The sequence below is a fragment of the Pseudomonas sp. Colony2 genome, assembly GCF_019382755.1.
Classification (GTDB): Bacteria; Pseudomonadota; Gammaproteobacteria; order Pseudomonadales; family Pseudomonadaceae; genus Aquipseudomonas.
On the sequence record NZ_CP080030.1, the window covers coordinates 1,645,768 to 1,667,337 of the forward strand.

Annotated in this window: 17 protein-coding genes and 1 pseudogene; 12 read left to right on the top strand and 6 right to left on the bottom strand. The window is 60.4% G+C overall.

The features are described from left to right. The first annotated feature begins 82 nt into the window (after positions 1-82). From cysK to JV201_RS07050, 3 genes are all read left to right on the top strand, one after another. Positions 83-1,057, top strand: a complete 975-nt coding sequence (gene cysK, locus JV201_RS07040) for a cysteine synthase A (protein WP_010176514.1) — start codon at positions 83-85, stop codon at positions 1,055-1,057. Between the two features lie 186 nt (positions 1,058-1,243). Further along, positions 1,244-2,182 (top strand): aspartyl/asparaginyl beta-hydroxylase domain-containing protein, encoded by a 939-nt coding sequence (locus JV201_RS07045; RefSeq protein ID WP_003210693.1) that lies wholly within the window; start codon positions 1,244-1,246, stop codon positions 2,180-2,182. A 416-nt stretch (positions 2,183-2,598) separates the two neighbouring features. Next, positions 2,599-3,459 carry a DMT family transporter gene (locus JV201_RS07050; RefSeq protein ID WP_219406681.1) on the top strand — a complete coding sequence of 287 codons (861 nt, stop codon included), beginning with the start codon at positions 2,599-2,601 and terminating at the stop codon, positions 3,457-3,459. A gap of 31 nt (positions 3,460-3,490) precedes the next feature. Here the strand turns inward: JV201_RS07050 and JV201_RS07055 are convergent, their stop codons facing one another. Then, complete coding sequence (locus tag JV201_RS07055; protein ID WP_003210695.1) at positions 3,491-4,387, bottom strand: DMT family transporter; 897 nt, start codon at positions 4,385-4,387, stop codon at positions 3,491-3,493. A gap of 72 nt (positions 4,388-4,459) precedes the next feature. Beyond that, positions 4,460-6,085 carry a methyl-accepting chemotaxis protein gene (locus tag JV201_RS07060; RefSeq protein ID WP_023659094.1) on the bottom strand — a complete coding sequence of 542 codons (1,626 nt, stop codon included), beginning with the start codon at positions 6,083-6,085 and terminating at the stop codon, positions 4,460-4,462. 411 nt (positions 6,086-6,496) lie between these two features. Between JV201_RS07060 and aceK the strand changes: the two genes are divergently transcribed. The 6 genes from aceK (at position 6,497) to JV201_RS07090 (ending at position 16,218) form a co-directional block, all read left to right on the top strand. Next, positions 6,497-8,218, top strand: coding sequence for a bifunctional isocitrate dehydrogenase kinase/phosphatase (aceK, locus tag JV201_RS07065; RefSeq protein WP_102368332.1), 1,722 nt, complete (start codon positions 6,497-6,499; stop codon positions 8,216-8,218). A gap of 70 nt (positions 8,219-8,288) precedes the next feature. Beyond that, positions 8,289-12,200, top strand: coding sequence for an ATP-dependent RNA helicase HrpA (hrpA, locus tag JV201_RS07070; protein ID WP_219406682.1), 3,912 nt, complete (start codon positions 8,289-8,291; stop codon positions 12,198-12,200). 355 nt (positions 12,201-12,555) lie between these two features. Beyond that, a complete protein-coding gene (locus tag JV201_RS07075; RefSeq protein ID WP_003210699.1) occupies positions 12,556-13,677 on the top strand; it encodes a beta-ketoacyl-ACP synthase III in 1,122 nt (373 codons plus the stop codon). A gap of 25 nt (positions 13,678-13,702) precedes the next feature. Then, on the top strand, positions 13,703-14,317 hold the full coding sequence (locus JV201_RS07080) for an RNA polymerase sigma factor (RefSeq protein WP_008437987.1): 615 nt from the start codon (positions 13,703-13,705) through the stop codon (positions 14,315-14,317). After that, positions 14,311-14,544, top strand: a complete 234-nt coding sequence (locus JV201_RS07085) for an anti-sigma factor (RefSeq protein ID WP_219406683.1) — start codon at positions 14,311-14,313, stop codon at positions 14,542-14,544. Before JV201_RS07080 ends, JV201_RS07085 begins: the two co-directional genes overlap by 7 nt. Before the next feature lie 339 nt (positions 14,545-14,883). Beyond that, positions 14,884-16,218: an OprO/OprP family phosphate-selective porin gene (locus tag JV201_RS07090; protein ID WP_003210703.1), complete on the top strand. Its 1,335-nt coding sequence runs from the start codon at positions 14,884-14,886 to the stop codon at positions 16,216-16,218. A 34-nt stretch (positions 16,219-16,252) separates the two neighbouring features. Here the strand turns inward: JV201_RS07090 and JV201_RS29580 are convergent, their stop codons facing one another. Next, the gene (locus tag JV201_RS29580) at positions 16,253-16,408 is read right to left on the bottom strand and encodes a hypothetical protein (RefSeq protein ID WP_157222855.1); all 156 of its coding nucleotides are present in this window, start codon (positions 16,406-16,408) and stop codon (positions 16,253-16,255) included. Between the two features lie 39 nt (positions 16,409-16,447). On the opposite strand from JV201_RS29580, the gene JV201_RS07100 reads away from it, so the two are divergent. The 3 genes and pseudogenes from JV201_RS07100 (at position 16,448) to JV201_RS07110 (ending at position 18,157) form a co-directional block, all read left to right on the top strand. Continuing rightward, on the top strand, positions 16,448-17,572 hold the full coding sequence (locus JV201_RS07100) for a GNAT family N-acetyltransferase (protein ID WP_102605385.1): 1,125 nt from the start codon (positions 16,448-16,450) through the stop codon (positions 17,570-17,572). Between the two features lie 79 nt (positions 17,573-17,651). Next, positions 17,652-17,931: pseudogene (locus tag JV201_RS07105) on the top strand (BrnT family toxin). Beyond that, positions 17,909-18,157 carry a BrnA antitoxin family protein gene (locus tag JV201_RS07110; RefSeq protein WP_003210705.1) on the top strand — a complete coding sequence of 83 codons (249 nt, stop codon included), beginning with the start codon at positions 17,909-17,911 and terminating at the stop codon, positions 18,155-18,157. The pseudogene JV201_RS07105 and the gene JV201_RS07110 overlap by 23 nt, the downstream one beginning before the upstream one ends. Positions 18,158-18,211: 54 nt before the next feature. Here JV201_RS07110 and aqpZ read toward each other — a convergent pair whose 3' ends face one another. The 3 genes from aqpZ to JV201_RS07125 all read right to left on the bottom strand — a co-directional run bounded on the left by aqpZ (position 18,212) and on the right by JV201_RS07125 (position 21,569). After that, positions 18,212-18,910, bottom strand: a complete 699-nt coding sequence (aqpZ, locus tag JV201_RS07115) for an aquaporin Z (protein WP_008437990.1) — start codon at positions 18,908-18,910, stop codon at positions 18,212-18,214. A gap of 179 nt (positions 18,911-19,089) precedes the next feature. Then, the gene (locus JV201_RS07120; protein WP_102605387.1) at positions 19,090-20,922 is read right to left on the bottom strand and encodes an ABC transporter ATP-binding protein; all 1,833 of its coding nucleotides are present in this window, start codon (positions 20,920-20,922) and stop codon (positions 19,090-19,092) included. A gap of 83 nt (positions 20,923-21,005) precedes the next feature. Then, complete coding sequence (locus JV201_RS07125; protein WP_003210708.1) at positions 21,006-21,569, bottom strand: peptidylprolyl isomerase A; 564 nt, start codon at positions 21,567-21,569, stop codon at positions 21,006-21,008. Between the last annotated feature and the right edge of the window lies 1 nt (position 21,570).

Sequence of the window (21,570 nt, forward strand, 5' to 3'; positions counted from 1 at the left end):
CGCCGGACGTTCGCTTGACTGGACGCCTTGCAGCACGAGGCATACCCTTGGGGCCTTCCTGAAATTGCCTTAAGGACCCGTCATGAGCCGCATTTTTGCAGACAACGCGCACTCCATCGGTAACACGCCCCTGGTTCAGATCAACCGTATCGCGCCGCGTGGCGTGACTATCCTGGCCAAGATCGAAGGGCGTAACCCGGGGTATTCGGTGAAGTGCCGGATTGGCGCAAACATGATCTGGGATGCCGAAGGCAGCGGCAAACTCAAGCCGGGCATGACCATTGTCGAGCCGACTTCCGGCAACACCGGGATCGGCCTGGCATTTGTTGCCGCCGCCCGTGGTTACAAGCTGTTGCTGACCATGCCCGCCTCCATGAGCATCGAGCGCCGCAAGGTGCTCAAGGCCCTCGGCGCCGAACTGGTGTTGACCGAGCCGGCCAAGGGCATGAAGGGCGCGATTGAAAAAGCCGGCGAAATCCTTGCCAGCGACCCGGCCAAGTACTTTATGCCGGCCCAGTTCGAAAACCCGGCCAACCCGGCGATCCACGAGAAAACCACCGGTCCGGAAATCTGGAATGACACTGATGGCGCGGTGGACGTGCTGGTAGCGGGCGTGGGCACTGGCGGCACCATCACCGGGGTGTCGCGCTATATCAAGAACATCCAGGGCAAGCCGATCCTGTCGGTGGCGGTCGAGCCGATCAGTTCGCCGGTGATTACCCAGGCGCTGGCCGGTGAAGAGATCAAGCCCAGCCCCCACAAGATCCAGGGTATCGGCGCCGGTTTTGTGCCGAAGAACCTCGACCTGTCGATGGTCGACCGGGTCGAACTGGTCAGCGACGAAGAATCCAAGGCCATGGCGTTGCGCCTGATGCAGGAGGAGGGGATTCTGTGTGGTATCTCCTGCGGCGCGGCGATGGCCGTGGCGGTGCGACTGGCGGAAAAGCCGGAAATGCAGGGCAAGACCATCGTCGTGGTGCTGCCGGACTCCGGTGAACGCTACCTGTCGAGCATGCTGTTCGCCGATTTGTTCACCGATCAGGAAAACCAGGCTTGATTCAAATCAGCGCGATGGCGTGGCCCTTATGCATAATTGGCCCGTTATCGCGCACCGCTAGATGCTGATTGTTGGAGTGCGCGGGTTTTTCCCGAGGCCCGGAGTGTTTATCATGGCCGGCTGCTACGTCTGGTTTCCCCTTAACGGGAGGCTAATGGCCAGACGCCTATTTCCAGGAGTTGCTGCATGACCTTTTCTTTGGCCGCCAAACTGTCGGTGTTGCTGCTGTTTATCGGCAGCACGCTGTATGTGCATTTGCGTGGCAAGGCCCGTTTGCCGATGTTGCGTCAGTTCGTCAACCATTCAGCGCTGTTCGCCCCGTACAACGCCTTGATGTACATCTTCTCCGCCGTGCCGTCCAAGCCGTACCTGGACCGCAGCAAGTTCCCGGAGCTGGACGTGCTCAAGGACAACTGGGAAGTGATTCGCGAAGAGGCCATGCACCTGTTCGACGAGGGCTACATCCGCGCCGCGGAGAAGAACAACGACGCCGGTTTCGGCTCGTTCTTCAAGAAGGGCTGGAAGCGTTTCTACCTCAAGTGGTACGACAAACCGTTGCCGTCGGCTGAACTGCTGTGCCCGAAAACCGTGGCCCTGGTCAGCAGTATTCCCAACGTCAAGGGCGCGATGTTCGCCCTGTTGCCAGGTGGCAGCCACCTCAACCCGCATCGCGACCCGTTTGCCGGTTCGCTGCGTTATCACCTGGGGCTGTCCACGCCGAACTCCGACGACTGCCGTATTTTCGTCGACGGCCAGGTGTACGCCTGGCGCGACGGTGAAGATGTAATGTTCGACGAGACCTACGTGCACTGGGTAAAGAACGAAACCGAGCACACCCGGGTGATCCTGTTCTGCGACATCGAACGCCCGCTGAGCAACCGCCTGATGACCCGCATCAACCGTTGGGTCAGCGCGCAACTGGGGCGCGCCACCGCACCGCAGAACCTGGATGACGAACGCGTTGGCGGGATCAACCAGGCGTATGCCTGGAGCAAGCGCTTCAGCGACAGCTTCAGTGGCGTGGTCAAGCAGTGGAAGCGCAAGCATCCGAAGGCTTATCGCATCCTGCGGCCAGTGCTGGCGGTGGTGGTGCTGACGGCGCTGGGGTATTGGTTGTTTGGTTAAGGCGTTTGCAGGCTGGAAAAAACCGCTCCGATGAGCGGTTTTTTTATGCGCTGGATTTGTGCGGGCGAAGTTATTGCAAAGCATGTCCCCTGCTGGTTATAGTCGGCCGCAGGTGTTTCCAGACACCTTGTTCATCCCTTCATAAAAGATCAGCACATGCCAGCTTCCCTGCGCATAGCGGTAGTCGATTCAGCGGTCAACGCTGCGGTCGTGCCGTGCGGGAGCCAGCAGCCTGCGCAGATCAGTCACTACCCGCCACCTGTCAGTAGCACGCCGGTGTACGCAGTCGTATCACCGCCGGGTGTTGGCATTTCGGGCTGATCAGCTGATGGCTGTTCCCCTGTGCCCGCCTGAAAAAACCTACTGAATTTCAGCTGTTGCTGAGTTGGCTTTTTGCCTGATCACAGGTGGTATCCATGTCTGTTCTTTCGAAACAATCCGTGGCCGCGGCGGCCTCGACGAGCCTGTTTGTCTTGCTGTGGAGCAGCGGGGCGATTTTCTCCAAATGGGGCCTGGCCCACGCTTCACCCTTTGCGTTTCTGCTGATCCGTTTCGCCATCGCCCTGGCGGGGTTGGTGATACTGGTACCGATCCTCAAGCTGAAGTTGCCGCGTCCCGGCAAGCCGATGCTTTACGCGGCGGCTACCGGGCTGGTGCTGTTGGGGGCCTACCAGATTTTCTATCTGCTGGCCCTGGACCTCAAAGTCACGCCCGGCATGATGGCAACCATCATGGGCGTGCAGCCGATCCTGACCGTGGTGTTGATGGAGCGCCGGCGCTCCTGGAGCCGGATGTTCGGCCTCGCGCTGGGATTGGCGGGGTTGATCATGGTGGTGTACCAGGGCATCGGGATGTCCGGCATGTCCCTGGCAGGCATGCTTTTTGGCCTGTTGGCCCTGGCCAGCATGACCTTTGGTTCGATCATGCAGAAGCGCATCACCGATAACCCGTTGGGCACGCTGCCTGTGCAATACCTGGCTGGCTTGCTGTTGTGCTCAGTGTTTGTGCCGTTCCAGCCGTTCCACTTTGAACACAACACCGGCTTTTTCGTGCCGGTGCTGTGGATGGGGCTGGTGGTGTCGTTGCTGGCGACGCTGTTGCTGTACCGGCTGATTGCCCAGGGCAACCTGGTGAATGTCACCAGCTTGTTCTATCTGGTGCCCGCGGTGACGGCGGTGATGGATTACCTGATCTTCGGCAACAAGCTGGCAATGTTGAGCTTGCTGGGGATGGGCTTGATCATCGTCGGATTGGCTTTTGTGTTCCGTAAGGGCTGATAAACCCAATGCTGTAGGAGCCAAAAAGCTCCTACAGCTTGCGGGCCAATTTCCCCGGCCGAAGCACCAGCCACAACGCCCCCGCAATCAACAACCCGCCATACAGATGCGCCATGGACAACGGCTCATCCAGCAGCAACGCGCCCCACAACACCCCGAATGGCGGAATCATGAAGGTCACGGTCATCGACTTCACCGGGCCGATGGACGTCAGCAAGCGGAAGTACAGGATGTAGGCAAACGCTGTGCATACCAGCCCCAACCCCAGCAGCGACAACCATACAGGCCAGCCACCCCAGCTGACCGGTGGATGGCTGATGGCACTCCAGGCAAACAGCGGCAGCAGGAACAGCGTGGCCCCGAGCATGCTGCCCAGAGCCGCCAGGCGACTGTCCAGCCCGCCCTGTTGATCGAGCCAGCGGCGTGCCAAAAAGCCGGCAAAGCCATAGCAGGTGGTCGCCAACAGGCATGCCAGCGCACCCATCAACAATTCCATGTCGAAGGCCACCGGCCCGGCGCGGGTCAGGATGCCAACGCCGAACAGGCCCAGGCATACCCCGGCGATTTTCGACGGCGTGAGGCGCTCACTGAAGAACAACCCGCCAATCAGCACGCCCATCAGTGGCGTCGTGGCATTGAAGATCGCCGAGTAACCGGCCGGCAGCACTTGGGCCGCCACTGAATACATGGTCGCGGGAATGCCCGAGTTGATCACCCCGAGCAACAGGACCGTCTTGAACTTGCCCTGGAAATCCCAACTCACCCGCATCATGGCGAGGATCACCAGCAGGCCGGTGGCGGCAATCGACACCCGGAAAAACGCGGTAGGAAGGGTGCCGATTTCCGGCGCGATAATTCGCATGAACAAAAAGCTCGCGCCCCAGATAGCGGCCAGCACCAACAGGTGCAGGGTGTCGACAGGTCTCACGGAGGAACTCCAGTTTGATAAGGGCGGAAGTGTTGCCCACCGACCTGTCTGACACAATCGCTAATACATGTTTTACAGCACGAAACGCGTCACCAAGCCATTGAGGTCCACCGCCAGCCGCGACAGTTCCTGGCTGGCCGCCGAGGTCTGGGTGGCACCGGCGGCGGTTTGCGTCGACAGGTCCCGGATGTTCACCAGGCTGCGGTCCACCTCACGAGCCACCAACGCTTGCTGCTCGGCGGCGCTGGCGATCACCAGGTTGCGCTGGCTGATCTGCGAGATCGCCGCCGTGATTTTCTCCAGTGCACTGCCGGCGCTGTTGGCTCGCTGCAAGGTCTGGCCGGCGTGTTCGGCGCTGCTGTTCAGGGCGCCGACGGTGTCCTGGGTGCCTTGCTGGATACCGTTGATCATCTGCTCGATTTCTTCGGTGGAGTCCTGGGTGCGTTGTGCCAGGGAGCGCACTTCGTCAGCCACCACGGCAAAACCACGACCGGCCTCGCCCGCGCGGGCCGCCTCAATCGCCGCGTTGAGTGCCAGCAGGTTGGTCTGCCCGGCAATCCCGCGAATCACTTCAAGCACCTTGCTGATGTCCTGGGCCTGTGCCGCCAGGCCCTCGGCCTTGGTCGAGGCACCGAGGACTTCGTCCACCAGGTTCTGGATCGAGCTGATGGTTTCGCTGATCTGGTAGTGACCGTGCTTGCTGTCTTCGTCGGAGGCCTTGGAGGCTTCGGCGCTGGAAACCGCATTGCCCGCCACTTCATCGACTGCTGCGCTCATCTGCGTCACGGCGGTGGCAGCCTGTTCGATCTCGTCGTTCTGCGCTTGCAGGCCGCGGGTGCTCTGCTCCATTACCGAACTCATCTCTTCCGCCGCCGAGGCCAACTGCTGCGACGATTCGCTGATGCCACGGATGGTTTCCTGCAGGTTGGCCTGCATGGTGGCCAGCGCGGTGAGCAGTTGCGCCGGCTCATCCTTGCCCTCCACGACGATCGGCCGGCTCAGATCGCCGGAGGCGATGGTGCGGGCCACTGTCAGTGCCTGGCCAATGGGCGCGGTGATGCTGCGGGTCAGCAGCCAGGCCAGCAACAAGGTGGCCAGCAGGGCGGTGATGATGATCAGGCCTACGATCCATTGGGCGCTGTAGTACATCTGCGCCGCTGACTCTGCGGCTTCCTGGACGCCTTTCTGGTTGAAGGTGATCAGGTCTTCCAGGCTCTTGTTGAGCACCAGGCCCTGGGGCGCGAGGCGGCTGTTGAGCAGGTCCATGGCCTGCTGCTGTTGATCCTGGTCCACCAGCTGAATCATCTGGCCCATGATGCTCATGTACGTCGATACGGTACTTTTCAGCTGGTTGAGCATCTCGGCGTCCTGCTCGTTGACCACCAGTGTTTCGTATTGCTTGAAGCTTTCCTGCAGGTCTGCCTGTTCCTTGCTGATCAGGCTCTTGCTGTTGTCGCGCACCCTGGATTCGTCGGTGGTCAACAGGCGCAGTGCTTCCAGGCGGATGCTGGCGATAAAGGCCGCGCTGTCGTGGACCGTCTCGATGCTCGGCATCCAGGAATCCTCAATCACGGTTGCGCTTTCCCGCAGCTTGGCCATTTGCCCCAAGCCAAACAGACCCACCACTACCAGCAAGCCGGCCAGTACCGCAAAGCTCAGACTGGCGCGCAGGCCGATCCCCATATTCCTCAATGACATCTCAATGCTCCTTTGGCGGTTAGAACCTGTTCCCGGATCGGTCTTCTGACCTTGTTAGGTGGGAGAGGGCGCGCTATATAGCAAAGTGCCACTATCTAGGGTAGTCAGGGTTTCCCTTACGTTGGATCCAATGGTCGAGAAGCCACCAATAACGGAGCAGTAGAGCAAAGACTCTTATTTACCCCGGCTCGCACAGGCAGGCCACGTCACATAAGGCCTGTAGATGAAACGTTTAATGCCGGGAGCGTGACGCGCGGGTTTTTTGTTGACCAGTTAGTCGAATTAAATAAAGAGTAAATAAATGTACGAAATGAACAATCTTGTACAAGTCTGAATGAAAAATGATCCTTCTCCTGTTCCCGCACACTGGCTAAGCTCAGCTCACTCCAAATGCCCGCAGAGGTTTCCCGAATGCCGCAGCCAACGCCCGCCCTCGACATTGCGCAGATGATCCTCGACGGCTTCGACGACTACCGCGAGCACTTCCGCCAGATCACCGACGGCGCCCGGGAGCGTTTTGAAAAGGCGCAGTGGCAGCAAGGGCAGGCTGCATCGGCTGCGCGCATCAATCTTTACGAAGAGAAGGTCAGCGAAGTCACGGCGCGGCTGCGCGCGGCTTTCGATGAAGCCGTGTTGCTCGACATTGCCGACTGGCCGCTGGTGAAAAGTGCCTACATCAGCCTGATCGACCTGCGGTTTGACGATGAGCTGTCCGAGACCTGGTACAACTCGACGTTTTGCGGCCTGTTCAGCCATGACCTGATCAGCGATGGCTGCATGTTCATCCACACCACCCGGCCCAGCCTGCGCCGCGCCCGGGCGGCGCAAACCCGCACCTACAAGCCGGGCGGCAAGCTGGCGGGCATGCTGGAGCAGATTTTCGCCGACTACAGTTTCAGCGAACCCTACGCCGACTTGCCCGCCGACCTGCGCCGCCTGGAGGCGCAATTGCGCGAAAACCTGCCGGACTGGGTGTGCAAGGACCCGGACCTCAACGTCGAACTGTTTTCCTCGGTGCTGTACCGCAACAAAGGCGCGTACCTCGTCGGACGCATCTACACCCGCGACGAACAGTGGCCGCTGGTGATCCCGCTGCTGCATCGGGAAGGGCGCGGCATCCAGATCGACGCGCTGATCACCGACGAGGCCGATGTGTCGATCATCTTCTCGTTCACCCGCTCCTATTTCATGGTGGACGTGCCGGTGCCGGCGGAGTTTATCGGCTTCCTCAAGCGCATCCTGCCGGGCAAGCACATCGCCGAGTTGTACACCTCCATCGGCTTCTACAAACACGGCAAATCCGAATTCTACCGGGCGCTGATCAACCACCTTGCCACCACCGATGACCAGTTCATCATGGCGCCGGGCGTGCGCGGCATGGTCATGAGCGTGTTTACCCTGCCGGGCTTCAACACCGTGTTCAAGATCATCAAGGACCGGTTTTCACCGTCGAAAAACGTCAACCGCGCCACCGTGATCGAGAAGTACCGGTTGGTGAAAAGTGTCGACCGGGTAGGGCGCATGGCCGACACCCAGGAGTTCGCCGACTTCCGTTTTCCGTTGAGCAAATTCGAGCCTGAATGCCTGGCCGAACTGCTGGAAGTCGCCGCCGGTACCGTCGAAGTCGAAGGCGATACGGTACTGATCCGCCACTGCTGGACCGAGCGGCGCATGACCCCGCTGAACCTCTACCTGGAAAACGCCAACGAAGCCCAGGTGCGCGAAGCCCTGGAAGACTACGGCCTGGCGATCAAGCAACTGGCGGCGGCGAATATTTTCCCGGGCGACATGCTGCTGAAGAATTTTGGCGTCACCCGCCACGGTCGCGTGGTGTTCTACGACTATGACGAAATCTGTTTCCTGACCGAGGCCAACTTCCGCCACATCCCGGCGCCGCGTACCCCGGAAGATGAAATGGCCTCCGAGCCCTGGTATTCCATCGGTCCGCTGGACGTGTTCCCCGAGGAGTTCCCGCCATTCCTGTTTGCTGATTCCGGCCAGCGCCGCCTGTTCGACGAACTGCACGGCGAGTTGTACAACGCCGACTACTGGAAAGGCCTGCAAGAGGCGATTCGCGCCGGCAAGGTAATCGATGTGTTTCCTTACCGGCGCAAGGGCCTGGACAATGAATGAGGGGAGCGCGCGGCGGCGCTTTTCTGCGACAATCCGCCCCCTGCCTACATAGACGACCTTTGCGTACCTGATGACTGACCAAGCGCCCGCTATCGACCAACTGCTGAAAAACCTCGATCACGCCATGCTCGCCGACCGCCACCGCTTGCGGCGGCAGCTGCTTGAGCTGCGCAAGAAACCCGATGAGGAAAAACTTGCGCAGTGGGTGACGCGGATGCAGGCCTCCTGCGCCCAGGTGACGGCGCGGCGCGCCAGCCTGCCGGTGATTCGCTATGACGACAGCCTGCCGATCGCCGCCAAGCGTGACGAGATCAAGGAAGCGTTGCTCAAGCATCAGGTGCTGATCATTGCCGGTGAGACCGGTTCGGGTAAAACCACCCAGTTGCCGAAAATCTGCCTGGAAATCGGCCGCGGCCAATACGGCCTGATCGGCCACACCCAGCCGCGGCGGATTGCGGCGCGCAGCGTGGCGAGCCGGGTCGCGGAAGAGTTGGCGACGCCGCTGGGTTCCCTGGTGGGTTATCAGGTGCGGTTTGAAGACCAGAGTGATTCCAACACCCTGATCAAGCTGATGACCGACGGTATCCTGCTGGCCGAAACCCAGAACGACCGCTACCTCGAACGCTACGACACGATCATCGTCGACGAAGCCCACGAACGCAGCCTGAACATCGACTTCCTGCTGGGTTATCTGAAAACCCTGCTGCCGCGTCGCCCGGATCTCAAGGTCATCATCACCTCGGCCACCATCGACCTGGAGCGCTTTTCCAAGCACTTCGACGATGCGCCGATTGTCGAGGTGTCGGGCCGCACCTTCCCGGTGGAAACCTGGTACCGCCCGCTGACCCTGGAGCAGGACGAGGAGGGCAACCGCGTCGAGGACGACCTGACCGTCGACCAGGCGATTCTCGCCACCCTCGATGAGATCGCCGCCTTCGAGCGCAGCGAGCGCAAGAGCCCCGGCGATGTGCTGGTGTTCCTGCCCGGCGAGCGCGAGATTCGCGACGCCGCCGACATGCTGCGCAAGGCCCAGCTCAAGCACACTGAAATCCTGCCGCTGTATGCGCGCCTGTCGCCGGCGGAGCAGCAGCGGATCTTCCAGTCGCACCCGGGCCGGCGTGTGGTGCTGGCGACCAACGTCGCGGAAACCTCGCTGACCGTGCCAGGCATTCGTTATGTGATCGACAGCGGCACCGCGCGCATCAGCCGCTACAGCTACCGGGCCAAGGTGCAGCGACTGCCGATCGAGGCGATTTCCCAGGCCAGTGCCAACCAGCGTAAAGGCCGGTGCGGGCGGGTCGAACCCGGTATCTGCGTGCGCTTGTACAGCGAAGAGGATTTTATCGGGCGCCCGGAATTTACCGACCCCGAGATTCTTCGCACAAACCTCGCGGCCGTAATCCTGCAGATGCTGCACCTGCGCCTGGGCGAGATCACCGATTTCCCGTTTATCGAGCCGCCGGACGGCAAGGCCATCAGCGACGGTTTCAACCTGCTGCAAGAGTTGTCCGCCGTTGACCGCAACAGCCAGCTGACACCGATGGGCCGCCAGTTGGCGCGTCTGCCGGTGGACCCACGCATGGGCCGCATGTTGCTGGAGGCGGCCAAGCTTGGCAGCTTGCAGGAAGTGCTGATCGTCGCCAGCGCCATGTCGATCCAGGACCCGCGCGAGCGTCCGCCGGAGCGCCAGCAAGCCGCCGACCAGGCTCACGCACAATGGAAGGACGCGGATTCGGACTTCGCCGGGTTGGTGAACCTGTGGCGTGGTTTTGAAGAGCAGCGCCAGGAATTGACCGCCAGCCCGCTGCGCAATTGGTGCCGCAAGAATTTCCTGAACTACCTGCGCCTGCGGGAATGGCGTGACTCCCACCGCCAGTTGAGCCTGATCTGTCGCGACATGCAGTTGACCGTCAATAAAGAACCGGCGGACTTCCCCAAACTGCACAAGGCGGTGCTGTCCGGCCTGCTCAGCCAGATTGGCCAGAAGACCGAAGAGGGCGATTACCTCGGCGCGCGTCAGCGGCGTTTCTGGATTCACCCGTCGTCGGGTATTGGCAAGAAGCGTCCGCAATGGCTGATGACCGCCGAGCTGGTGGAAACCACCAAGCTGTACGCGCGGATGGTGGCCAAGATCGACGCCGACTGGATCGAGCCGTTGGCCGGGCACCTGATCAAGAAAAACCACTTCGAACCCCATTGGGAAAAGAAGCGCGGCCAGGTGGTGGCGTTTGAGCAGATCACCCTGTTCGGGTTGATCATCGTCGGGCGCCGGCCGGTGCATTACGGGCCGATTGATCCGGTGACGTCTCGCGAGCTGTTTATCCGCGAAGGCCTGGTGCGCGGCGAGATCCAGTCCCGGGCCCGCTGCCTGACGGCCAACCAGCAATTGCTGGAGCAGCTCGACGAACTGGAAGCCAAGGCCCGCCGGCGCGACATCCTGGCGGACGAAGAAACCCTGTACGCCTTCTACGACGCGCGCCTGCCGGCGGAGATTCACCAGACCGCGACCTTCGACAGTTGGTACAAGGTCAACAGCCAGAAAGACCCGCAGCTGTTGATCATGCGCGAAGAAGACGTGCTGGCCCGCGAGGCCAGTGAAGTCACCGCCGCACATTACCCCGACACCTTGCACCTGGGCGACCTGGCCCTGGCCTTGAGTTATCACTTCGAACCCAACCATCCACGGGACGGTGTGACCCTGCGCGTACCGGCGCCGTTGTTGCCGGCCTTGCCGCCCGAGCGCCTGGAATGGCTGGTGCCGGGTGTGATCGAGGCCAAGTGCATTGCCCTGGTGCGCAACCTGCCCAAGGCCCTGCGCAAGAACTTCGTGCCGGTGCCGGATTTCGTCAAGGCGGCGTTGCAACGTATCGAGTTTGGCCAGGGCTCGTTGCCTCAGGCCTTGGGGCGCGAGTTGCTGCGCATGACCGGGGCACGGGTCAGCGATGAGGCCTGGGCCGAGGCTGCGCAGCAGGTGGAGAGCCACCTGAAGATGAACCTGGAAGTGGTCGACGGCCAGGGCAAGTTCCTCGGTGAGGGCCGCGACCTGCCCGAGTTGACCGCGCGTTTCGCCGAGGCCAGCCAAGCTGCGTTGGCGGTGCCGCAGACTGCGAAGAGCCAGCAGCCGGTGGAGGCCAAGGTGTTCGCGGCGGTGGCCGAGAAAACCCAGCAAAACATAGCCGGGCTTTCGATGACGGTGTATCCGGCCTTGGTCGAAGAAAACGGCACGGTCAAGGAAGGGCGTTTCTCTACCGCTGCCGAGGCTGAGTTCCAGCACCGTCGAGCCTTGCAGCGCCTGCTGCTGCAACAACTGGCCGAGCCGGCAAAGTTCCTGCGGGGCAAATTGCCGGGCCTGACCGAGTTGGGGTTGATGTACCGCGAGCTGGGGCGTATCGAAGCCCTGGTGGAAGACATTCTGTTGGCCAGCCTCGACAGTTGCGTGCTGGAAGGCGAAGCCAGCCTGCCGCGGGACGGCGCCGGCCTGGCCGCCCTGGCCGAGCGCAAGCGTGGCAGTTGGACCGAGCACGCCGAGCGCCAGGCGCGCCTGACCCTCGAAATTTTGAAACTGTGGCATGGCCTGCAAAAACGCTTCAAGGGCAAGATTGACCTGGCCCAGGCGGTGGCGCTGAATGATATCAAGCAGCAACTGAGCAATCTGGTGTACCCCGGTTTCGTACGGGAAACCCCGGCGCAATGGTTCAAGGAACTGCCGCGCTTCCTCAAGGCCATCGAGCTGCGCCTGGAGAAATTGCCAAGCCAGGTGCAGAAGGACCGGGTCTGGAGTACCGAGTTGGGCGGTTTGTGGAGCCAGTATCAGAACCGCCTGAACAAACACGCCCAGGAAGGCAAGCGCGACCCTCAGCTGGAGCTGTATCGCTGGTGGCTGGAGGAATACCGGGTTTCGCTGTTTGCCCAGCAGTTGGGCACCAAGGTACCGATTTCCGACAAGCGCCTGAGCAAGCAATGGAGCCTGGTCGAAGCGTGACCGACGTGCGGCAAGCAACGGTGGCGAGCGAGCTTGCTCGCGCTGGGCTGCGAAGCAGCCCCATAAGGTCTCTCTGAAACACCCGGGTCACTTTATTGGGGCCGCTTCGCGATCCAGCGCGAGCAAGCTCGCTCGCCACAGGGAAGGTGTTTGCGCGGGATAGGCGCCAAGTGTCCGATGTTGTGGCAAACTTCGCGGTTATAAATGCCGGGATCGTCGAGTTGGGCTGGTGCAGCCGTGGCGCGATGGAATAAAGCGTTTCCAGTTTGAAGGCCGCTGGGCGGCATAAAACTACTTACGGTTTGGTACGACGGTACCAATACCCTTCTGCCTGAACAGATTTAGAGGAACGACCGTGCATAACGTCGTCATCAGCGGCACAGGCCTGTACACCCCGGCCAACAGCATCTCCAACGAAGAGCTGGTGCAGTCTTTCAATGCTTACGTGCAACAGTTCAACCTGGATAACGCCGCCGCCATTGAACGCGGTGACGTGGAGGCCCTGACCGAATCCAGCGCCGCCTTTATCGAGAAGGCCTCGGGCATCAAGAGCCGCTTTGTCATGGACAAGGCCGGCATTCTCGACCCGCAACGCATGGCGCCACGCCTGCCCGAGCGCTCCAACGACGAATGGTCGATCCTCTGCCAGATGGCCGTCAGTGCTGCCGAGCAAGCGTTGCAGCGCGCCGGCAAGACCGCCGCCGATATCGACGGTGTGATCGTCGCCTGTTCCAACCTGCAGCGGGCGTACCCGGCGATTGCCATCGAAGTCCAGGAAGCGCTGGGTATCCAGGGTTTTGGCTTTGACATGAACGTGGCGTGTTCCTCGGCGACCTTCGGTATCCAGAACGCCGCCAACAGCATCCAGCTGGGCCAGGCGCGGGCGATCCTGATGGTCAACCCGGAGATCTGCACCGGCCACCTGAATTTCCGCGACCGCGACAGCCATTTCATCTTTGGCGATGCGGCCACCGCCGTGATCCTGGAGCGGGCCGACCTGGCCACTTCCGAGCATCAGTTCGACGTGGTGAGCACCAAGTTGCTGACCAAGTTCTCCAACAACATCCGCAATAACTTCGGCTTCCTCAACCGCGCGGCGGAAGAGGGGATTGGTGCCCCGGACAAGCTGTTCGTGCAGGAAGGCCGCAAGGTCTTCCGTGATGTCTGCCCGATGGTCGCCGAGTTGATCGGCAAGCACCTGTCGGAAAACCAGCTGAATGTTGGCGATGTGAAGCGTTTCTGGCTGCACCAGGCCAACCTCAGCATGAATCATCTGATCGTGAAGAAACTGCTGGGCCGCGAGGCTTCTGTGGAAGAGGCGCCGGTGATCCTCGATACTTACGCCAACACCAGTTCGGCGGGTTCGGTGATTGCGTTCCACACCTACCAGGACGACTTGCCCAAGGGCGCTGTGGCTGTGCTTAGCTCGTTTGGCGCAGGGTATTCGATTGGTAGCGTGATCCTGCGCAAACGCTGATCATGTTTTGAAATCGAGGTCTTGAATGGCAGCAGCGGACGACGCGCACCTGCTTGAACGATTGCTCAAGGGTGAGCAGCGGGCCTACAAGGAGTTGGTCACCACTTACCAGAGCGCTATGCGCGCGGTGGCCTATGCCATTGTTGGCCAGCGCCATGCCGACGAGGTGGTGCAGGACGCCTGGCTCTCGGTGGTGCGCAACCTGGCGAAATTCGAGGGGCGTTCCAGCCTCAAGACCTGGCTGCTGACCATTACTGCCAACTCGGCAAAGGGCCGCTACAAGCAAAACCGCCGGGAAGTACTGCTCGATGACTTGCCGGCGCCCCATGGCACCATCGGTGATGATCGCTTTGTGCCCGACGATGGCCACTGGGCGGTCGCGCCGTTTGCCTGGCATCAGGACACTCCCGAAGCGCTGCTTACCGAAGACGAACTGCGTAATTGCCTGGAGCACACGCTGGCCAGTCTTTCCGAACTGCAAAGCAGCGTACTGCTGCTGCGCGAACGTCAGGGGCTGGAGTTGGAGGAGATTTGTAATCTTCTGACGCTATCGCTCTCCAATGTTCGTGTGCTGTTGCATCGAGCACGGCTTAAAGTCTTCGCCACGGTGGAGCATTTTGAGGAAACCGGCGAATGTTGACCTGTAAGGAACAAGTGGCACGTTCCAGTGACTATCTCGATGGGCAACTGACCTTTCGCGAGCGCCTGCTGGTGCGCCATCACCTGATGTTCTGCCCCAACTGCCGGCGCTTTATCCGGCAGATGCGCTTGATGCAGGCGACGCTGAAGATCCTGCCCGAGCCGCCTATCGCCGATGTTGATGCGTTGGCCGAACGCCTGGCCGCCGAGCGCTTCCGCGACCAATAATATCCATCACTTTTCACACTGAAACGAAGCCCGCATCGACAAAAGATGCGGGCTTTTTTTTGCTCAAAAAACAACCAAGATGAAAAATATTTCATTTTTATCAGGTGTTTTTACATTTTGTATCATCTGCCATTTTCACCAGTTTTCAGGGCTGGAGCCTTGATTTCCGTAGGCTCTGGCTTATTTCGAATGGCTATTAAAAAGTTCCCGAGTAACAAAATCTTTATGTTCCGGCAACCCAGCTGAAATATCCCCTCGCCAAGATCGCCCCCCAACACCAGCGGCTCTAAACCGCGCGTTTTACCAATGCACAAGACCATCAATTAGGGGAATTCTTCGATGATCCGCAAGCACTTCGCCGGTTTCGCGGCCAGCGCCTTGGCCCTGGCCGTTACCGCCCAGGCTTTCGCCGGTACTGTCACTACTGACGGTGCCGATATCGTTGTCAAAACCAAGGGCGGCCTTGAGGTTGCAACCACCGACCAGAATTTCAGCTTCAAGCTGGGTGGTCGTTTGCAGGCCGATTACGGCACGTTTGATGGCTTTTACACCAAGAATGGCAACTCGGCTGACGCCACATACTTCCGACGTGCCTACCTCGAATTGGGCGGCACGGTGTACAAGGACTGGAAATACCAGATCAACTACGACTTTTCCCACAACTCCGGCAATGCCGATGATGGCTACTTCGACGAAGCGTCCTTCTCGTACGTAGGCTTCAAGCCAGTGGTGATCCGCGCGGGTCGTTTCGACCAGGACTTCGGCCTGGAAAAAGCCACCAGTTCCAAGTGGGTGACCGCCATCGAGCGTAACCTCGGTTATGAAGTCGCCGACTGGATCAACTCCCACGAGAACGGCATGGGCCTGCAGGTCAGCGCCGTGGTGGCTGACATGGCCTACCTGTCCTCCAGCGTGTCGTCCAAGGACATCAACGACAAGGACGGCAAAGGCGTGAAGCAGTTCAACGGCCGTGCCGTGTTTGCGCCGATGCACGACAGCGGCAACGTTTTGCACCTGGGTGTGGACGTGGCGGTGCGTGACCTGAAGGACACCTCGTTCGACTCGCGGATCCGTCCTCGCCTGGACGCTCGTGGCGTTGCCACCAACGGCGGTAACGATGCCGGGGCCAACGGCAACCGTGCGACCTTCGGCGGCGGTGTAGGGCTGGACTCCGGCAACCTGACCGCGAACGACGCCTACGACACCGACACGGTGTTCGGCGGCGAATTTGCCTTCGCCCGCGGTCCGCTGTCCCTGCAGGCCGAATACCTGAACCGCAAGATGAAGGCCGACAGCAGCGCTTATCAGGATGTGAAGGCCACGGGTTTCTACGGCCAGGTGGCCTACACGCTGACCGGCGAGTCCCGGGTCTACAAGCTCGACGGCGCCAAGTTCGACACCATCAAGCCGCAGAACAAGCAGTTCGGTGCGTGGGAAGTGTTCTACCGCTACGACAACATCAGCGTTGACGACAAAAACGTGGTGCGTAACAGCGCGACCCGTGAAGTGGGTGACGCCAAGGCAAGCCTGAACACCATCGGTGTCAACTGGTACGCCAACGAAGCGGTGAAGGTGTCTGCCAACTACCTCAAGGTCAGCACTGACAAGATCCAGAACGCCAATGGCGACGACAGCGGCGACGCCATCGTGGCCCGCGTGCAATACGTGTTCTAGGCAACCTGTAATACCTCTCCAAAGCGCTCTTTCTTCATCCGTCAAAGCGCTCCTCATTTGGTTTGCCCCGCCGTTTGGCGGGGCTTTTTTTTGCGCCGTGTCCTGTAGGCGCGAGCTTGCTCGCGAAGAACCCGAGATCACCGCGTTCTGTCAGAATGGTCGCGTTGTCGTTAACGATCATCGCGAGCACGCTCGCTCCTACACAAAGCCGTGACCGTCGGGGAATGGGATGCCGTTACAACGTTTGAATAACCTGTCCGAGATTGCGCCCGATGAATGGAACGCGTTGGTCCCCGTCGATCAGCCGTTTCTGCGCCATGCGTTCCTCAGTGCCCTGGAAGACAGCGCCAGCATCGGCCCGCACTCCGGCTGGCAGCCCGAGCATTTGCTGCACTATGAAGGTGGACGGCTGATTGCCGCGTTGCCCAGCTATCGCAAATGGCATTCCTATGGCGAGTACGTGTTCGACCACGGTTGGGCCGATGCCTGCGAGCGGGCGGGCATCGACTACTACCCGAAATTGCTGACGGCCGTGCCCTTCAGCCCGGTCAGCGGCCCGCGCCTGTTGGCCGCCAGCGCCGAGGACGGTTTCGAATTGCTTAAAAGCCTGCCCGGTTACCTGGAAATCGAAGGCCTTTCCAGCGCCCATATCAACTTTACCGACGCCCTCGCAGACACCGCACTGGCCCGGCAGCCGGGCTGGCTGCAACGCCTGGGCTGCCAGTTTCATTGGCAAAACCGCGGCTACCGCGACTTCCAGGACTTTCTCGACGCCCTGAGTTCGCGCAAGCGTAAACAGATGCGCAAGGAGCGCGAGCAAGTGGCGGGGCAGGGCATCGATTTCGAGTGGCTGCAAGGCCATGAGTTGAGCGAGGCGCAGTGGGATTTTGTCTACGCCTGTTACGCCAATACCTACGCCATACGCCGACAATCGCCGTACCTGACCCGGGCGTTTTTCAGTCTGCTGGCCGAGCGCATGCCCGAGGCGATTCGCGTGGTGCTGGCCAAGCAAGGCTCACGGCCGGTGGCCATGGCCTTCAGCCTGATCGGCGGCAACAGTTTTTATGGGCGTTACTGGGGCTGCCTGGCCGAGTTCGACCGGCTGCATTTCGAGACTTGCTTCTACCAAGGCATGGATTACGCGATTGCCCATGGCCTGCAGCGTTTCGACGCCGGCGCCCAGGGCGAGCACAAGTTGATTCGCGGGTTTGAGCCGGTGATCACGCACTCCTGGCATTACCTGCGGCACCCGGGATTGAAGACCGCCGTGGCGGATTTCCTGGAGCGCGAAAGCGTGGGGATCCTGGCATATGCCGAGGAGGCGAGGGCAGCCCTGCCTTATCGGCAGGGCTGAACCACTGATCGGTTGACAGGTGCCGAGGGCGGGAGCACTTCGCTATAGTGTATGTACAAAAGTAAATACAGGATGCACCATGCGTTTTGAGTGGGATGAATCCAAAAAACCAAATAAACATCCGCAAGCACGGCATAGACTTCAACGACGTATCGGATATTTTTCAACATCCAATATTGTCACAACGTGATACTCGAACGGATTATGACGAAGAACGCTGGGTCAGCATTGGCTGGATAAAATTACTTGTAGGTGTAGTTGTATACACCGAGAGGCGGGGTGACGTAATTCGCATTATTTCCGCCCGAAAAGCAACCAAACAGGAGGCCAAATACTATGTCGAAAGCATCGAAAACTGACTGGGAGCGCCTGGCTAAGATGGACGATCGGGAGATCGATACCAGCGACATCCCCGAGTTGGGAGAAGACTTCTTCCGTCGTGCCGAATTGCGTGTGCCGGTCAAGCAGGCAGTTACTATCCGTCTGGATGCTGACGTTCTTGAGTGGTTCAAGGGGCAAGGGACTGGCTATCAGACGCGCATCAATCAGTTGCTGCGCCAGTATATGCAGGCACATCAAGGCTGATAGAGCACTGGCGAGGGCAGCCCTGCCTTATCGGCAGGGCTGAACCTGTCTGGCTCAGGCGGTTTTTTCCGCGCCCAGCCATCGATAGGTAATGCCGCCGACCACTGCACCGAGGATCGGCGCCAGCCAGAACATCCACAACTGCTGGAGCGCCCAACCGCCGACAATCAGCGCCGGGCCGGTACTGCGGGCCGGGTTGACCGAGGTGTTGGTGACCGGGATCGAGATCAGGTGGATCAGCGTCAGCGCCAGGCCAATGGCAATGGGCGCGAAGCCCGTCGGCACACGACGGTCGGTGGCGCCGAGGATGATCAGCACGAACATCGCCGTCATCACCAGCTCGCACACAAACCCCGCTGCCATCGAATAACCACCAGGCGAATGCTCGCCGTAGCCGTTGCTGGCCAGGCCCGAAGCCAGTTCGAACCCCGGCTTGCCGCTGGCTATGAAGTACAACAATGCAGCGGCAACGACGCCGCCGATTACCTGGGACACGATGTACGCCGGTAACTCCCTGGCCGGAAATCTTCCGCCCACTACCAGCCCCACCGACACTGCAGGGTTCAGGTGACAACCGCTGATGTGCCCGATGGCAAATGCCATGGTCAGCACCGTGAGCCCGAACGCCAGGGCCACACCGAGCACACCGATCCCGACCGGGGACGATGCGGCCAGTACCGCACTGCCGCAGCCACCCAACACCAGCCAAAACGTACCCAGTCCTTCCGTAACGGAACGTTTGAACAGTGACATGAACACATCCTTAATAGATTGCTCTATCTGATTAACGGGTCTGTGATGCATCCCTGCTGCCTTAAATCAGGGCCCTCCTGGGGCCTGATTGGAGTACAGCAGGATTGTGTCGCAAGACCAGCGGGATAGAGAAAACTGTCAGAATTGTTCGGAATTGAGGTCGCGGTTAACCAACGGAATCAGTCTATTCCGACGAAGCCACCGGTCTGGTGTTGCCACAATCGCGCATACAAACCGCCGTGTGCGAGCAATTCGGCATGGCTGCCGGTCTCGGCGATCTGGCCTTTTTCCAGCACCACCAGCCTGTCCATTCTGGCAATGGTGGACAGCCGGTGGGCGATGGCGATCACTGTCTTGCCCTGCATCAGGGTTTCCAGGCTTTCCTGGATCGCCGCTTCGACTTCCGAATCCAGCGCGGAGGTGGCTTCGTCCATGATCAGGATTGGCGCATCCTTGAGCAGCACTCGCGCGATGGCGATGCGCTGGCGTTGCCCGCCGGAGAGTTTCACCCCGCGTTCGCCGACGTGGGCGTCGAGGCCGGTGCGGCCCTCGGCGTCCGACAGCAATGGGATGAACTCGTCGGCGCGGGCCTTGTGCACGGCGGCCCAAAGCTCTTCGTCGGTGGCGTCCGGCTTGCCATACAGCAAGTTGTCGCGGATCGAACGGTGCAGCAGCGAGGTGTCCTGGGTGATCATGCCGATCTGTTCGCGCAAGGTTTCCTGGGCGACGTCGGCGATGTTCTGGCCGTCGATCAGGATACGGCCGCCTTGCAGGTCGTACAGGCGCAACAGCAGGTTGACCAGGGTGGATTTACCCGCGCCGGACGGACCGATCAGGCCGATCTTTTCACCCGGTTCAATCGCCAGGTTCAAGCCGCTGATGATCCCGCTCTTCTTGCCGTAGTGGAAATCCACCTGATCGAACCGCACCTCGCCATGGGGCACTTCCAGGCGCGGGGCATTTTCCCGGTCGGTCACTGCCAGCGGCTGGGCGATGGTTTTCAGGCCGTCCTGGACCATGCCGATGTTTTCGAAAATGCCGTTGACCACCCACATGATCCAGCCGGACATGTTGACGATACGAATCACCAGGCCGGTGGCCAGGGCGATGGCGCCCACCGAAATCAGGGATTGGGTCCACAGCCACAGGGCAAGGCCGGTGGTGGTGACAATCAGCAGGCCGTTCATGGTGGTAATCACGATGTCCATGCTGGTCACGACGCGGCTGGCCAGCTGGGTTTTCTCGGTCTGCTCGACGATCGCTTCCCTGGCGTAGTTCTGCTCGAAATTGGTATGAGCGAACAGCTTCAAGGTGGTGATGTTGGTGTAGCCGTCGACGATCCGCCCCATCAGTTTTGAGCGTGCCTCGGAGGAGATGACCGAGCGCTCCTTGACCCGTGGCACGAAGTACCGCAGGGCCAGGCTGTAGGCGACGATCCAGGTGATCAGCGGGATCATCAGGCGCCAGTCGGCTTCGGCGAACAGCACCAGGGCGCTGATGGCGTAGATCGCCACGTGCCAGATCGCGTCCACGGCGGCCACTGCGGAGTCGCGCAGGGAGTTGCCGGTTTGCATGATGCGCTGGGCAATGCGCCCGGCGAAATCGTTCTGGAAGAAGTTCAGGCTCTGTTTGAGCACATAGCTGTGGTTTTGCCAGCGGATCAGGCTGGTCATGCCGGGGCTGATGGTCTGGTGCACCAGCAGGTCATGCAGGGCGCCGAAGATCGGGCGCAACAGCAGGGCGACCACGGCCATCCAGATCAGCTCGGTGGCGTGGATCTGGAAGAAGTTGGCGGGCGGCGTGCCCTGGGCCAGGTCGATGATGCGGCTCAGGTAGCTGAACAGCGCCACTTCGATCAGCGCGCCGATCAGGCCCACCACCAGCAAGGCGGCAAAGCTTGGCCATACCTGGCGCAGGTAATAGACGTAGAAGGGTAGGACTTTGTCTGGAGGGGCCGCGCTGGGAGGTTCGCGGAAGATGTCGATCAGTTGTTCAAAACGACGATAGAGCATTAGGTCTGACGCCCGCGCGGCGGGCTCTCCTGTTCAAATGCGCGCGACGCCTTGCGGGCCCCGCGCGAAACTCCCTGTAGCCTTCAGTCGATGCGCTTGGCCGACTTGATCAGGACAGGATCGATTGGCACGTTCTGCATGCCCTGTTTGGTGGTGGTCTGCGAGTTGACGATGATGTCGACCACGTCCATGCCCTTGACCACTTTGGCGAACACCGCGTAACCGGCATCACGGCCCGGGTCGAGGAAGGCATTGTCCGCAACGTTGATGAAGAATTGGCTGGTGGCGGAGTTCGGGTCGTTGGTACGCGCCATCGACAGGGTGCCGCGCACGTTATGCAGGCCGTTGCTGGCTTCGTTCTTGATCGGTGCTTCGGTCGGCTTTTGCGACATTTGCTGGGTAAAACCACCGCCCTGCACCATGAAGCCCGGGATTACCCGGTGAAAAATGGTGTTGGTGTAGAAGCCCTTGTCGACATAGGCCAGGAAGTTCTTGGTACTGATCGGGGCTTTGACCGGGTCCAGTTCGATCTCGATGTCGCCATTGGTGGTGGTGATCAAGACGTGGGGTGCCTTGGCGGGTTCGGCCGCCATCAGGTTGGCAGCGAACAGTACGGAACCGGCAAAGAAGGCGATTTTTTTCAGCATG